The sequence below is a fragment of the Nonomuraea sp. NPDC050540 genome (assembly GCF_044457485.1).
Lineage (GTDB): Bacteria > Actinomycetota > Actinomycetes > Streptosporangiales > Streptosporangiaceae > Nonomuraea.
Genome location: NZ_JBITHA010000005.1, coordinates 164,325 through 177,752 on the forward strand (window position 1 = coordinate 164,325; position 13,428 = coordinate 177,752).

At 69.8% G+C, this 13,428-nt stretch carries 14 protein-coding genes; 4 read left to right on the forward strand and 10 right to left on the reverse strand.

Annotated elements, in window-relative coordinates:
• Positions 1-3 precede the first annotated feature (3 nt).
• Genes ACIBI5_RS18750 through ACIBI5_RS18760 form a run of 3 tightly spaced genes read right to left on the reverse strand, consistent with a single transcriptional unit; the run spans position 4 to position 2,170 of the window.
• A complete protein-coding gene (locus tag ACIBI5_RS18750; protein WP_397248295.1) occupies positions 4-1,032 on the reverse strand; it encodes an NAD(P)H-binding protein in 1,029 nt (342 codons plus the stop codon).
• Positions 1,033-1,052: 20 nt separating this feature from the next.
• The gene (locus ACIBI5_RS18755) at positions 1,053-1,718 is read right to left on the reverse strand and encodes an SDR family oxidoreductase (protein ID WP_397248297.1); all 666 of its coding nucleotides are present in this window, start codon (positions 1,716-1,718) and stop codon (positions 1,053-1,055) included.
• Entirely contained in the window at positions 1,715-2,170 is a 456-nt protein-coding gene (locus ACIBI5_RS18760) for a nuclear transport factor 2 family protein (RefSeq protein ID WP_397248298.1), read from the reverse strand. The genes ACIBI5_RS18755 and ACIBI5_RS18760 overlap by 4 nt, the downstream gene beginning before the upstream one ends.
• 63 nt (positions 2,171-2,233) lie before the next feature.
• On the opposite strand from ACIBI5_RS18760, the gene ACIBI5_RS18765 reads away from it, so the two are divergent.
• Complete coding sequence (locus tag ACIBI5_RS18765) at positions 2,234-3,124, forward strand: LysR family transcriptional regulator (protein ID WP_397248300.1); 891 nt, start codon at positions 2,234-2,236, stop codon at positions 3,122-3,124.
• Here the strand turns inward: ACIBI5_RS18765 and ACIBI5_RS18770 are convergent.
• Positions 3,121-3,372: a hypothetical protein gene (locus tag ACIBI5_RS18770; protein ID WP_397248302.1), complete on the reverse strand. Its 252-nt coding sequence runs from the start codon at positions 3,370-3,372 to the stop codon at positions 3,121-3,123. The genes ACIBI5_RS18765 and ACIBI5_RS18770 overlap by 4 nt on opposite strands.
• A gap of 89 nt (positions 3,373-3,461) precedes the next feature.
• Here ACIBI5_RS18770 and ACIBI5_RS18775 point away from each other — a divergent pair, with 89 nt between their 5' ends.
• On the forward strand, positions 3,462-3,863 hold the full coding sequence (locus tag ACIBI5_RS18775; protein ID WP_397248304.1) for an ASCH domain-containing protein: 402 nt from the start codon (positions 3,462-3,464) through the stop codon (positions 3,861-3,863).
• Here the strand turns inward: ACIBI5_RS18775 and ACIBI5_RS18780 are convergent.
• From ACIBI5_RS18780 to ACIBI5_RS18800, 5 genes are all read right to left on the reverse strand, one after another.
• A complete protein-coding gene (locus tag ACIBI5_RS18780; protein ID WP_397248306.1) occupies positions 3,850-4,329 on the reverse strand; it encodes a GntR family transcriptional regulator in 480 nt (159 codons plus the stop codon). The two genes, ACIBI5_RS18775 and ACIBI5_RS18780, sit on opposite strands and share 14 nt — an antisense overlap.
• Positions 4,330-6,292: 1,963 nt before the next feature.
• Positions 6,293-7,072: a BTAD domain-containing putative transcriptional regulator gene (locus ACIBI5_RS18785; RefSeq protein WP_397098095.1), complete on the reverse strand. Its 780-nt coding sequence runs from the start codon at positions 7,070-7,072 to the stop codon at positions 6,293-6,295.
• Between the two features lie 177 nt (positions 7,073-7,249).
• Positions 7,250-8,566, reverse strand: coding sequence for a ketosynthase chain-length factor (locus tag ACIBI5_RS18790; protein WP_397248308.1), 1,317 nt, complete (start codon positions 8,564-8,566; stop codon positions 7,250-7,252).
• Entirely contained in the window at positions 8,563-9,825 is a 1,263-nt protein-coding gene (locus tag ACIBI5_RS18795; protein ID WP_397248310.1) for a beta-ketoacyl-[acyl-carrier-protein] synthase family protein, read from the reverse strand. The genes ACIBI5_RS18790 and ACIBI5_RS18795 overlap by 4 nt, the downstream gene beginning before the upstream one ends.
• Positions 9,822-10,235, reverse strand: coding sequence for a cupin domain-containing protein (locus ACIBI5_RS18800; protein ID WP_184966935.1), 414 nt, complete (start codon positions 10,233-10,235; stop codon positions 9,822-9,824). The genes ACIBI5_RS18795 and ACIBI5_RS18800 overlap by 4 nt, the downstream gene beginning before the upstream one ends.
• Before the next feature lie 81 nt (positions 10,236-10,316).
• Between ACIBI5_RS18800 and ACIBI5_RS18805 the strand changes: the two genes are divergently transcribed.
• Both ACIBI5_RS18805 and ACIBI5_RS18810 read left to right on the forward strand, forming a co-directional pair.
• The gene (locus ACIBI5_RS18805; RefSeq protein ID WP_397248312.1) at positions 10,317-11,456 is read left to right on the forward strand and encodes a sensor histidine kinase; all 1,140 of its coding nucleotides are present in this window, start codon (positions 10,317-10,319) and stop codon (positions 11,454-11,456) included.
• Positions 11,453-12,118 (forward strand): response regulator transcription factor, encoded by a 666-nt coding sequence (locus ACIBI5_RS18810; RefSeq protein WP_379635699.1) that lies wholly within the window; start codon positions 11,453-11,455, stop codon positions 12,116-12,118. The genes ACIBI5_RS18805 and ACIBI5_RS18810 overlap by 4 nt, the downstream gene beginning before the upstream one ends.
• A 6-nt stretch (positions 12,119-12,124) precedes the next feature.
• Here ACIBI5_RS18810 and ACIBI5_RS18815 read toward each other — a convergent pair whose 3' ends face one another.
• Positions 12,125-13,306, reverse strand: a complete 1,182-nt coding sequence (locus tag ACIBI5_RS18815) for a cytochrome P450 (RefSeq protein WP_397248314.1) — start codon at positions 13,304-13,306, stop codon at positions 12,125-12,127.
• Positions 13,307-13,428: the final 122 nt, after the last annotated feature.

Consider the following 13,428-nt stretch of genomic DNA (forward strand, 5'->3'; position numbering starts at 1 on the left):
TGCCTAAGGGGAACGCCAACCCACGGACAATACCGTCCGGCAGTGGGTTGGCTGGGTCCCCGCCCCTTGGAGCGGCAGGGGCCACAACGTTCGTGCTTGTCGGACAGAACCCGGGTTGGGAGATGCGAAGCGTCCAGGATTCGCGGGCTTGTCGTTGTTCGGGTAGGCCGCCTCCGGCACGTTCACTGATTCATCCGGATCTCGGCGGAAGTCGTCAGCGTGAGCTTCTGCCCACTGCGCGAAGGTGCGGGGCTCCCGGCCGACGACGTCGCGAACGGCCGGGCGGACGATCGATTCGTCGAGTGAGCCGGTCACGTAGAAGTCGAAGAACGCGTCCACGTACTCGGCGGGCATGGTGGCCAGCAACTCGGCGCGTGCCGCCTCGTTCGTCAGGCCGACGAACTCCAGGTCGCGGCCGAGCACCGTGGCCAGCACGGCAACCTGCTCGGCGGGTGTCATCGCGACCGGCCCGGTCGGCTGGAGGATCGCGCCCCGGTACTCCTCCGACAGCAGCGCGCGGGCGGCCACGGCCCCGATGTCGTACGGGTCGACGCTCGCCGTACGGACGTCAGGGAAGGGAACCCGCACCCGATCACCGGACCGCAACTGCGGCAGCCAGCGAAGGGCGTTGGACATGAACGCGGCCGGTCGCAGGAACGTCCACGACAGCCCGGACTCCCGCACGGCCGACTCGGACGCGGCCATGTACCGGGTGACCGCGTTGGTCGGGTCGCCGCTCTCCGCCGAGCCGCCGGACAGCAGGACGACCTGCTCCACGCCTGCGCGGCGGGCTTCGGCCAGCAGCCCCGGCAGGTTCTCGTACCCGGGAAGCAGGAACAACGCGCGGGCCCCGGCCAGCGCCGCGGCCATGCTCTCCGGACGGTTGAGGTCGCCGGTGACCGTCTCGGCACCGTCCAGATGAGGTACGGCGCGCGGAGCCCGTACCAGAGCACGGACCGGTTCATCGGCCGCGACCAGAGCACTGACCACTTCGGCGCCGACGTTGCCCGTCGCGCCCGTCACCAAGATCATTGAGGCGTCCTCACCAGTGGTTACCAGGGGAGTGGGCGGCCGTCGCGGAAGAAGCCGCCGGTCGGGCCGTCGTCGGGGAGCGTGGCCGCCCAGACGACGCCTTCCGCGCCCGCGGAGACCGGACGGCCGCCCGGCCCTCCCATGTCCGTCGCGACCCAGCCCGGGCAGATCGCGTTCACCAGGACGCCGTCGCCGCGCAGTTCGGCCGCGAGCATGCGGGTCAGGGCGTTGAGCGCCACCTTGGTGGTGCCGTACGCGGGTGTGCCACCGCCCATGTTGGTCAGCGAGGCCGCCTCGCTGGACACGTTGACGATCCGGGGGTGCGCGCTCTCGCGCAGAAGCGGCAGCAACGCCTGGGTCAGCCGCCACGGGCCGTAGAGGTTCGTCTCGGCGGCCTCGCGGACCACGTCCAGATCGGCGGACACGGCGTCCTGCCACGTGTCGTAGGTGATGGCGGCGTTATTGACCAGGACGTCCAGTCGGCCGTACCGGTCGGCGACCGCGGCAGCCACCTCCGCGATGTCCGCAGCGGAGGTGACATCGAGCTGCAACCGGACGATGTCGCCGCCGAGCTCCCCGGCATTCGGCGACCGGGAGGTGAGCAGGACCGTGTGGCCCAGTTCCGCGAGTCTGCGGCACACCTCCCGGCCGATCCCCCGGTTGCCGCCGGTCACGAGCGCGATCATCCGGTACCGGCCGCCAGGGACAGCAGGTCCTTGTTGCCGTCGGCCCAGGTGGTGGTCATCACCACCCCACTGATCTTCCACGCGTGGCCGGACCGGACGAGGTCGAAGCGGTACGTGCCGCCCAGCGTCCAGAGCGGCGAGCCGAACGGATTGGCGAGGCGGTGCGTGGCCTGGAACGACGCCGTGCAGATCGCGGTGTCGTCGTCGACGATCACCAGGTGGTTCGTCACCAGGTGCTGCGTGGCGTCGAACGCGCCGAGCAGGCCCGACCACGCCTCGACGATCTGGCCGGGTGTCAGCACGGAGGGCTCGCCGCCGTGCAGGCTGGTGTAGTCCAGGGTCACCGAGTCCGCGAACACCTCGCCCAGGCGGCTCCACTCACGCTGGTCGGTGTGCCATGCCATGCGGGTGCAGGTCTCGATGATCGCCAGGCGATCCTCAGTGGTGCTCATGAGGGGCAATGATGGAACGGTTCTTTCGGGCACGTCCAATAGCTGCTGTAATAGACAACGGCTATGGATGCTCACCTGCGGGACCTGCGCTATTTCGTCGCCGTGGCGGAGGAGCTCAGCTTCACCCGCGCGGCCGAGCGCCTGTTCATCGCGCAGCCGACGCTCAGCAAGCAGATCCGCCAGCTCGAAGATCTGCTGCGGGTGAGGTTGTTCGACCGGAACCGGCGCGCGGTGCGGCTCACGGCACCGGGCCAGGCGCTGCTGCCGATCGCCCGCGAGCTGCTCCAGCGCTGGGACGAGGCCCAGCGGGCCGTCGGCGACGCCGCCGCCGCCGAAACCGCACGGCTCACCGTGGGCATGTCCACCAGCGTCGGACGCGGCTTCCTGGCAGCGATACGGGAACGGTTCACCACCCGGCGTCCGGGCTGCGAACTGCGGTTTCGCCAGGTCAACTGGACCGACCCCACGGCGGGCCTGGCCGAGGGCGAGGTGGACGTGGCGTTCGTCTGGCTGCCGATCCCCGGCCAGGACGATCTCAACGTCCGGGTCGTGGCCCGTGAGCCGCGCTGGGTCGCGTTCCGGCAGGAACACCGGCTGGCCGGACGGGACGAGGTCGGCTTCTCCGAGCTCCTGGACGACGCGTTCCTGGCCCTTCCCGAAAGCGCCGGCCCGCTGCGCGACCACTGGCTCGCGACCGGTGAGCGTGGCGGGCGGCCGCCGGTGGTGTGCGCGACCGTGACGAACGCCGAGGAGACCTTCGCGGCGCTGGAGAGCAGCGACGCCGTCGTCCTGCTCGCCGCCGGCAACGCCGAGATCTACCGGCGGCCGGGGATCACGGCGATCCCGGTCACAGGGCTGTCTCCCTGCGAGCTCGCCCTCGCGTGGCGGCCCGGTGACCACCGCACCGCCATCCGCGACTTGATCGAGGCCCTGTCACCCGGCATTCGCTCCTAGATGGTGCAGCCCCTGGCTTCCAGATGGGAGGCCAGGGGATAGAAGGTGGCCTGCTCACAGGTGTAGGTGCCGGCGTCGCCGTACCAGATGATCACTGTGACGTCCCGCAGTCCGTTGCCCGCGCAGTCCTCCGCGCTCAGCCATCCCTGACCGAACTCGCCGGTCACGCAGATGTACCCGCCCGTCGCCTGGGTGCTCGGCGCGGCCAGCATGGCCGCGCCGAGCACCGCGATGCACCATCCGACCATGCCCAGACGGTACGGCCGGCGCGCCCGCCCTCCCAGAGGCAGGCATCACCACCACCAGTGCGTTCCTCACACTTATGCTGAGTCCCACTATGTGGGGAAGAATCGACGGCCTCAGAGTGCTGGACCTCGGCACCCCCGGCCCGCTGCGCGCAGAACTCAACGGCCTGGTCCTGTCCGGCGCCAAGACCGCTACGGCTGGGCTCATGGAGTCCGACTACCGCGCCGAGGGCGAGGACCTGGAGCATGTCGGTGAGCACCTGGTGCTGGTCGACGACCACGGCGGCCGGGTCGGCGAGGTGTCGGTGACTTCCGTCGAAGTGACGACTTTCGCTGCCGTGACCTGGGAGTTCGCGCAGGCGGAGGGCGAGGGCTTTCGCTCGGTCGAGCATTGGGGCGAGGTTCACCGCCGCTACTGGGCGGGCGAGGGACAGCAGGTGGACGACGAAACAGAGGTCGTCTGCCTGCACTTCCGCCTGGTCACCGCTTCGTAGGCCAGTCGTCCTCAGGCGAGACGAAACTGCCCCGGGCCGGAACGGTATAGATCCAGCCCTCCTCCCGCAGCAGCGCCATGGCCCGCCTGACCGTCTCGCGCGCCACGTCGTACTGCTGCTGAATGGTCGACTCGGGCGGAACCGGCCGGCGCGGCTGAAGCTGCCCGGAGGTGATCCGCTCCCGCAGGTCATGCGCGATCTGCCGGTAGAGCGGCGTCTTCCGTGCCGCACGAGGCGCGTCTTCCGGCGCTCCGACGAACGTACCTTCGCCTTGGACCGTGTAGATCAGCCCTTCTTCGCGCAGCATGTGAATCGCCCGCCGCGCCGTGGTCCTGGCCACCCCGAACTCCTGCTGGATGTCGGCCTCACTCGGCATCGGCTGCCCGGCGGTGAGCTCCGCGGCACGGCGGCGTAGAACCTCCGCGATCTGGATGTAGACGTGGGTGTCACCGTCGTAGTCGATCACATCCGCAAGATAGACGAACAGGTACGAGCCCCTACATAACGCTCCTACTGAATAGACGAATCGATCGTTCTCGCTAGACGTTGCGATACAACTAGACGTATTCTTTGGATGTGCTGGAAGAGCGGCAGTGCATGTCACCTCATCCGGCTCCCGCGCAGCCCCGGGCACGGCAGATCGACTGGGACGTCGCGGTCCCTCGGGCGGAGCGGGTGCGGGTCAAGGACCATACGTGCTGCTGCAGGAGGGTGTACTACGAGCTCTGCCAAGGTGGCGGGCTGCGGTTCATACGGCGATACACGAGGGAGAGGAAGCGGGTGATCGTGCATGAGTCGACGTGGCTTCCTGCGGCGAAGACGGACGAGATGTGGACGCGCCTGCTGTGCGGGGAGGCGTACTGACAGCGCTCGCGTGCGGGCATCGCGAGATGGGCGTCGTCGGTAGCTGGGACGACTCGGTTGGGCGGCGGCTTCGCAAGCAGTTGAGCTTCCCTTACGCGGCGCGGAACCCGTTTTTCCCCTTGGTTCTGGCGCGCCATGGGCCAGATGACGGTCCATGGGTGGTCGCGGGCGGGTCTCCGGCGCGGGAGATGCCGCCTGCGACCACCGAGGGATTTGCCAGTTGTCCCCGCGGAGCGACTCCACCGAAGGCTCCGCGGGGGCTCCCGGCAGTGGTTGAGAGCGTTGACTTCACGCGACGCGGTTCGCCAGACGTGACGCGCCTGTAGACCTTCAAGGTCCGGCGCGCACCATGGGCCATTCTCGACGGCCCATGGGCAGTCGTGGGCGGGTGCCAAGGCCCGGGACCCGCCTGCGGCTGTCGTAGGCGTCTTGGCGCTCTGGAGTTCCCGGTCGCGTGACTGGGTGCCGTCGGACTGCTTAGTGGGCCGGGGGCTGTCGGAAACAAGGACCACGATCACCTGCCCGGCGCCGTGGCGCTGGTGCTGGTACAGGCCGAGGGTTGCGTCTCCCCTTCGGCCGGGTGGAGCTGGTCCCCGCAGGTCATCCCAGCGTTGCACCCCTGCGGGGACCCCGCCCTTTGAGGCTCTCGGGCAGGATTTCGGCTAAATCCCCCTCCCTGTCCGAGGCAGATCTGCCGTGTGCGCGTCACAGCGCAGTGGGATGCGCGCACGGCGGTTCACTTTGGTGCGTGGCCTCTGCTGCGGGAGCCACGCCGCCGAATGGCGCTACGGCGTCGTCGACTGGCGTGGCCTCGGCCTCACTCCCTGCGTTGCCGGGGTCACGCCTTTCGCCTTGCTTCCGGGCTGGGCGCCTTCCGCCGGGGAGTCGCGCGCCCAGCCCGGTTCACGCGCGGGATGACGCCTGCGTCTCGCGCCGGGACCCCCGTGGGCGGGCTTGGGGCATCGCTCGCGGGGTGACCCCGCGTCGCTTGGGACGCGCGGGGCACATCACGTGGGGATTCGCGGGGGCAGCGGCCTGCGGGAGACGCGAGTGCCCAGGGGTGCCAGCGAACTGGAAGCGTTGGCAAGGCATGGCACGGAGGTGCGAATGCCGCCCGAACTGAGCGCTTCAGGGGGCGGTTGCGAGGGTGTGGCGCACGTGGCAGGGCCGACCACGGACTGGCGGGGGAGTGCTCGCGCGGGGTGGGCGCGGCGAGGCATGGCGCACGGGTGGTGGTGCGCACCGGGCGCTCACGCGGGTGGTGGCGCGCACGGGTGCTCGCGCGGCTGGTGCTGTGCGCGAGGGGCGCGGGCGCGAGGTGTTGCAGGGGGTGCTCGCGGCATTGCCGGCGAGGGGGGCGCGCTGCCTCGCGGTGGGGGGTGCGGGGGCGCTGCGCGAGTCTTGCCGAGGGTCTTCGTGCGCGAGGGTCACTGTGTGCGTTGACTCCCGGGTGGCGCTTGTGCTGTTCAGTTGTGGTGCGCGAGGGGGCGCTCGCGCCGGTGTTGCGAGGGTGTTGCGGGATTGCACGAAATCCTGACGTCCCGCCGGTACGGCCGGCGTTTCGGCTAGGCTTTCAGCCTGGGTACGCGGACCGGTTGGTTGGACAGGACCTCGTGCTGCAGGCGTTGGAGCTGGGTCGATGGTTCCAGGCCCAGTTCCGTGTGCAATGTCGACCGAATCTCTTGGTATGCCAGCAAAGCGTCACTTCGCCGTCCGGCGTGATTCAACGCGGAAATCAGCTGCTCGTGCAACCATTCATTGAATGGGTACTCAGCTATCAGCTCGCGCAGCTCCCCGATGAGTTCCACGTGGCGGCCCAATTGGCTGTCCGCTTGGATGCGCAGTTCGATCGCGCGTAGGCGCTGTTCCATTAGGCTTTGCGTGTGCGTCGCCAGAATGGTGCCTTGCGGGACATTCGCCAGCGGTAAGTCGGTCCACAAATTCAGCGCTTGGTGCAATATCGGCGCCGCCTCTGCGGCGCGGCCCTGCTCCAGGTGCGTACGGCCTCGCGTGACGAGTGCCTCGAACTTGTCTGCGTCCAGCGCCCCCGCGGGGAGCCGAAGCATGTAGCCGGGCCACTTGGTGACGAGGAGTTCCTCGTCGGTGCCCGACCGGTCGCGGTCGATGAGTTTTCTGACCTGGTAGATGTACGTCTGTGTGGTCGTGACCGCGGTCCTCGCGGGGTTGTCGCCCCACAGTTCCTCGACCAGGGTCTCGATGGGGACGACGCGGTTGGCGCGCAGAAGCAGGAGCGCCAGCACGCGCAGGACTTTGGGCGGTGTGGGTGTGCATACACGGCCGTTATCAAGGACTTCCAGTGCCCCCAGAACTTTGAACTCCAGCATTTTACCTACCCCGTTGAATGCGGATCGAAGCGCATGGAGACGGGCGGAGGCAAGCCGCCGCCCATCTTCGATTTGGCATGGGAGTTGACTCAGAATAAGCAGACCCGGCAAGGAATGGCAACGGTCGAAAGTCTGGTTGCGCTGTCAATTCCGTGTTGGTATTGTCTGCTCCCCGATTCACTTGGTGAGCACGAGGGCGGCGTTGAAGCCGCCGAATCCGCGGGCCACCACCAAGGCTGTGCGCAGGGTGCGCTCGCGGGGCCGCCCGAGGACGAGGTCGAGACCGAGAGATCGCACGGGGTCTGTCGTTCCCACTGTCGGCGGAATCACACCGTCACGCATGCTCAGCAGGGCTGTTGCCACGTCTAATGCCGCGCCGCCGGCATAAAGACGGCCGGTCATGGTTTTGGGCGCAGTAACCGGCACTTTGTGGGGACCGAAAATAGCGTTCAGGGCATCCGCTTCGGCCCGGTCCGCGTGGGGCAGGCCCATGGCGTCGGCGAACACGACGTCGATCTCGTCGGGACGCAGCCCCGCGTCCTCCAGGGCGAGCGTGATGGCGCGGGTCAGCGTGGGCGGGCGCTCCCGCTCCGGGGGAGGATCGAAAGTCGCGGCATATCCGGCTATATAGCCATAAATCGGCGCGCCAGGACGGTGCTCACCCAGACCGTGCTCACGAAGACCGTGCTCACCAAGACCGTGCTCACCAAGACCGTGCTCACCAGGACCCTGCTCACCAGGACCGCGCTCACCGGCACCACGCCCACCGTCGATGCGCTCGACGGTGAACATCGCGCCGCCCTCCCCGGGCACGTAGCCACATGCCTTCTCGTCAAACGGCACATAAGCCCGAGAAGCATCGGAAAGGGTGCTCAATCCGCCGTTGGACAGCTGGGCGACCAGACCGTAGGGGCACAGAGAGGCATCGGTCCCCCCGACCAACGCCAGCCGGGCCCCCGAGCGCAGCATCCGCCGCGCCTGCCCGACCGCGTCCAGTCCGCCCGCCTGTTCGGTGGCGATAGCCGCGCAGGGTCCCCGCATCCCGTTGCGGATGGAGATCTGTCCCGTGGACGCCGCGTAGAACCACGCGATCGACTGATAGGCGCCCACGTGGTCGGGCCCCTTGCCCCAGAGCCCGGTCATCTCCTTCTGCCCGAACTCCGTCCCGCCGGACGAACTCGCGGTCACGACGGTCATCTCGTACTCGGGCAGGTCCGCCGGCCGTACCCCCGCGTCGGCGAGCGCGCGGTCGGCGGCCACGAGGCCCATGTGGGTCCAGTGGTCGGTCTGGGTGGTGATCCGGCTGGGCAGCAGTTCGCGCGCGGTGAAGCCCCGCACCTCGCCGGCCAGCCGCGCCGGGTAGGAGGCGGGGTCGAACCTGGTGATCGGGCCGATGCCGCTGCGGCCGGCGAGCGTGGCCGCCCAGTACTCTTCGGTGGTGGTGCCGTTCGGCGCGACCACGCCGATGCCCGTGACGCCGAGGCGTTCCCTCACGAATCTCCCTTCTCGTGCTTGGCCAGCACCATGGCGGTCTGAAACCCCCCGAACCCGCTGCCGACGCTCAGCACCACGTCGGTCCTGTGGTCGCGGGCCGTCAGCGGTACGTAGTCCAGGTCGCATTCCGGGTCGGGGTGGTGCAGGTTCGCCGTGGGCGGGACGATCTGGTGCTCGATCGCGAGGGCGGAGGCGGCGACCTCGATCGCGCCGATCGCCCCGAGCGAGTGTCCGACCATGGACTTGATCGAGCTGACCGGCACTTCGTAGGCGTGTTGCCCGAGACTGCGCTTGAAGGCGGCGGTCTCGTGGCGGTCGTTCTGCTTGGTCCCCGAGCCGTGGGCGTTGATGTAGTCCACGGCGGTGGGGTCGAGGCGGGCCTCGCCGAGGGCGACGGTGATGGCCTCGGCCATCTCCCTGCCGTCGGGCTTGAGCCCGGTCATGTGGAAGGCGTTGCTGCGCGCGGCGTATCCGGCCACTTCGGCGTAGATGTGCGCGCCGCGCGCCCGTGCGGCTTCGAGCTCTTCCAGCACGAGTACGGCCGCGCCCTCCCCGAGCACGAACCCGCTGCGCGTCCGGTCGAACGGCCGGGAGGCGGCGGCGGGGTCGCTGGTGTCGGCGGTGGTGGCCTTGATGGCGTCGAAGCACGCGACGGTGATCGGTGAGACGGGCGCGTCGGTGGCTCCGGCGATCGCCACGTCCACCGTGCCTTCGGCGACGAGCTGCGCGCCGTACCCGACGGCGTCGAGTCCTGAGGTGCACCCGTTGGAGACGAGCTGTACGGGACCTTCCGCCCCGCTCTCCCAGGCGACCTCGACGGCCAGCGTGCTCGGAACCATGTGACCGTACAGGTGGGGCACGCCGTACTCGTGGTCGAGCAGCCAGCGCTTGCCGGCGTCGCTGAGCACGACGTACTCCTCTTCGAGGCTGACCGTGCACCCGACGGCGCTGCCGAGGCTGACCCCGATCCGGTCGGGGTCCACCTCCGGCAGGCCGCTGTCGGCCAGCGCCTCGCGGGCGCTGACGACGGCGAACTGGGCGGCGCGGTCCATCCTGCGTACCTGGCGGGCGGTGAGCCCCGCGGCGGCGGGGTCGAAGTCGACCTCGGCGGCCAGCGGCGAGCGGAAGGGGCTCGCGTCGAAGGCCTGGATGAGGCGGGTGGCCGAGCGTCCGGCGGTGAGCATCTCCCAGGTGGCCTTGGTGCCCACACCCCCCGGTGTGACCATGCCGATCCCGGTGATCACGACCCGGCGTCTCACAGCCGCGCCCCGCCTACCTGGGGGGAGGACTCGTGAGCGTGGGGCGGCTCCTCGGTGTCGACATGGCCGAGTTCCGGACGGGGAGCGAGCGGGCTGAGGTGGAAGACGGCCTCGCCTTCCTCGGCGCCGGTGTTGACGAGCCGGTGCTTGGCGCCGATGGGCACCATCAGGCTGTCGCCGGGGCCGAGCTCGACCGACTCATCCTCCACGCGCATGGTGAGCGTGCCGCGGACGACGTAAAGGAACTCCTCGGAGTGGGGATGGTAGTGCTCGGCCACGAACTCGCCTGGCGCGAGCCTGAGCACTCCCATGAAGCCCGAGGTGCTCCGCACGGTCTTCGGGCTGAGCAGGACCCGGATGTCGCCGCCTCTGCGCCTGTTGGGGACGACATCACTAGCGGTGATCTTCATGCCCGCAACCCTGCCAAAGCCCGTTGGTGCGGACTTCCAGGCTCAGTCGAGTGGCGTTGGTTAGCGCCTACAGTGTTGCGTATGATCCGCCGAATCCCGATGGACGTCGCGCAGGTGGTGGCGGTCATCGCGGTCACGATCGTGGGGACCGCCTTCATCGCGCGGGAGTCGCCGCCCGGCCCGCTGCCGCTGTGGCTGGGCTTTCTGCTGCTGACGGCGATGTCGCTGCCGCTGCTGCTCCTGCAGAGGGCGCCCGCGATGGCAGTGGCGGCCGTTGTCGCCGGTGCACTGGTATACCAGGGTCTCGACTTCCCCGGGGGAGCGTCGACGATCCCGCCGTCGATCGCGTTGTTCACCGTGATGAGCGCCGGCTACCGCAGGCTTGGAGGAGCGGGCGCGCTGGTCTGGCTGGTGGGCACGCTGATGCTGGGCTGGTTCGGCACCCGCCCGCCGGGTGTGCAGGGGACGGTGTGGTTCGTGACCTGGCTGGTCGCGATCCTCATCCTGGGCGAGATGTCGCGCAACCGCCGCGAGCAGCTGATCGCCGAGCGCGAGCGGGTCGCCCAGGCCGAGCGCGCCCGCGAGGAGGAGGCCAGGCGGCGGGTGACCGAGGAGCGCCTGCGCATCGCCCGCGAACTGCACGACCTGCTGGCCCACAGCATCTCGGTGATCAACCTGCAGGCGGGCGTCTCCGAGCACCTCATCGACCGCGATCCTGAGCAGGCTCGCCGGGCGCTCGGCGACATCCGCCGGGTGAGCAAGGAGGTCCTGGTGGAGCTGCGGGGCGCGCTCGGGGTGCTGCGCGACGTGGACGAGGGTGAGGAGCCGCTCGCGCCCGCACCGGGCATGGACCGCCTTCCCGAGCTGGTACGGCGGGCAAGATCCGGCGGCGTCGAAGTGGATCTCACGTTGCCCGCCGACTGCCCCGCACTCCCGAAAACCGTAGATCTAGCGGTTTACCGGATTGTTCAGGAAGCTCTGACCAATATCATCAAACATGCCGGGGCGGCCCGCGCCGAGGTGTCGGTGCGCTGCTCGGGCGGCGAGCTGCTGGTGGAGGTACGCGACGACGGCGTGGGCGGCACGCCGGGGGAGGGGAACGGACTGGTGGGCATGCGCGAGCGCGCGGCGTCGCTGAACGGCGCCTTCGACGCCGGTCCCGCGCCCGGCGGCGGCTTCCTGGTGGCGGCCCGGCTGCCGGTGAGGGGGCTGGCGGCGTGATCCGGGTGGTGCTGGCCGACGACCAGCCGCTGATCAGGGCGGGCCTGCGGGCGCTGCTGCACTTCGAACCCGACATCGAGGTCGTCGGCGAGGCCAGCGACGGCCGTCGCGCGCTGGAACTGGCCGCCACGTTAAGACCCGACATCGTCCTCATGGACGTGCGCATGCCGGAGATGGACGGCATCGAGGCCACCCGCCGCATCGCCGAGAACCCCCGCCTGGACGGGGTGCGCGTGGTCATCCTGACCACCTTCGAGCTGGACGAGTACGTCTTCAAGAGCCTGCGCGCCGGGGCCAGCGGCTTCCTGGTCAAGGACACCGAGCCGGCCATGCTGCTGCAGGCGATCCGGGTGGTGGCCGGGGGCGAGGCGCTGCTCACCCCCGGCGTGACCAGGCGCCTGATCGACGAGTACGCCGCCAAGTCGACGGAGGACCGCCCGACGCCCGAGCTGGACGTGCTGACCGACCGCGAGCGCGAGGTGGTCGCGCTGGTCGCCGCGGGCCTGTCCAACAAGGAGATCGCCGAGCGCATGGTGGTCAGCCCGGCCACCGCCAAGACTCACGTCAGCCGGGCCATGATCAAGCTGAGCGCGCGTGACCGGGCGCAGCTCGTGGTGATCGCCTTCGAGTCCGGCCTGGTCACGCCCCGCAGAAGGCTCTGAGGTACCTCACCAGGTCACGGGCAGCTCGGGCAGGCCGCGGATGAGGTGCCCGCCCTGCGGGCGAAGCTCCTCCACCGGTACGGCCAGCCGTACCTCGGGCAGGCCGCGCAACATCCCGGCCAGCGCGATCTCCAGTTCCAGCCGGGCCAGCCGCGCCCCCAGGCAGTAGTGCATGCCGTGGCCGAAGGTGAGGTGCGGGTTGTCCTCGCGGCCGACGTCGAACACGTCCGGGTCGTGGAAGACGCCCGGGTCCCGGTTGGCCGAGGAGATCGCGGGCAGCACGGCCTCGCCGGCGGCGATGGTCACGTTGCCCAGCTTCACGTCCTCGGTGGCGATCCGCAGGAGGCCGCCGCCGGTGGTGAGGGCGTTGTAGCGCAGCAGCTCGTCCACGGCGGACGGCAGCAGGCCGGGGTCGGCGCGCAGCCGTTCCAGCTCGGCGGGGTGACGGAACAGGCACAGGAACGACAGCGCGATCTCGCTGGCGGTGCTGAGGAAGCCGCCGGTCAGCACGGTGGCGCCGAGCATGACCAGTTCGTCCTCGCTGAGCCGGTCACCGGAGTCGCGCATGGCGATCAGCTCGCTGACCAGGTCGTCGCGCGGGTCGGCGCGCCGGTCGGCGATCAGCCCGGCCAGGTACCGCTTGAGCTCGGCCCGGGTGGCCGCGACCTGCTCGGGCGGGTACTGGGTGAGGCTGAGCAGGACGTCCACGAAGCCCGCGATGGTGTCGCGGTCGGCGGCGGGCACGCCGAGCAGCTCGCAGATGACGGTGATCGGCAGCCGCCTGGCGAACAGCGAGACCAGGTCGGCGGGCGGGCCGGCCTCCTTCAGCGCGGCGACGAGCAGGTCCACCTCGCGCTCGATGACGGGGCGCAGCGCGGCGGTCCTGCGGTTGTTGAAGGCCGGTGAGACCAGCCGGCGCAGCCGCGTGTGCTCGGGCGGATCCATGCTGAACATCGAGTTCGGGTCCGGCGGGATCGGCTGCAGGCGGGGCGCGCCCGGCCGGGTGGTGTGGGCCCGGCTGAAGCGCTGGTCGCCCATCACGGTCTTGTTGTCCTCGTAGGTGGTGACCAGCCAGGCGGTGTCGCCGGTCGGGAAGGTCACCTTGCTCACCGGCTCCTCCCGCCTGAGCTGCTCGAACTCGGGCGCCGGCTCGCCGGGGCAGCGGGGGACGAAGGGGAATCTGCGCATCCCCCAGCCATACCGGGCGGCCGTCGTGCGGACGTTGAGCGGCGCTGGAGACGACTCGGGCACCAAGGAGACACAAACCCGGCACAAGATCCGGGTGCCAGCATCGCTGCCGACGGACCGGC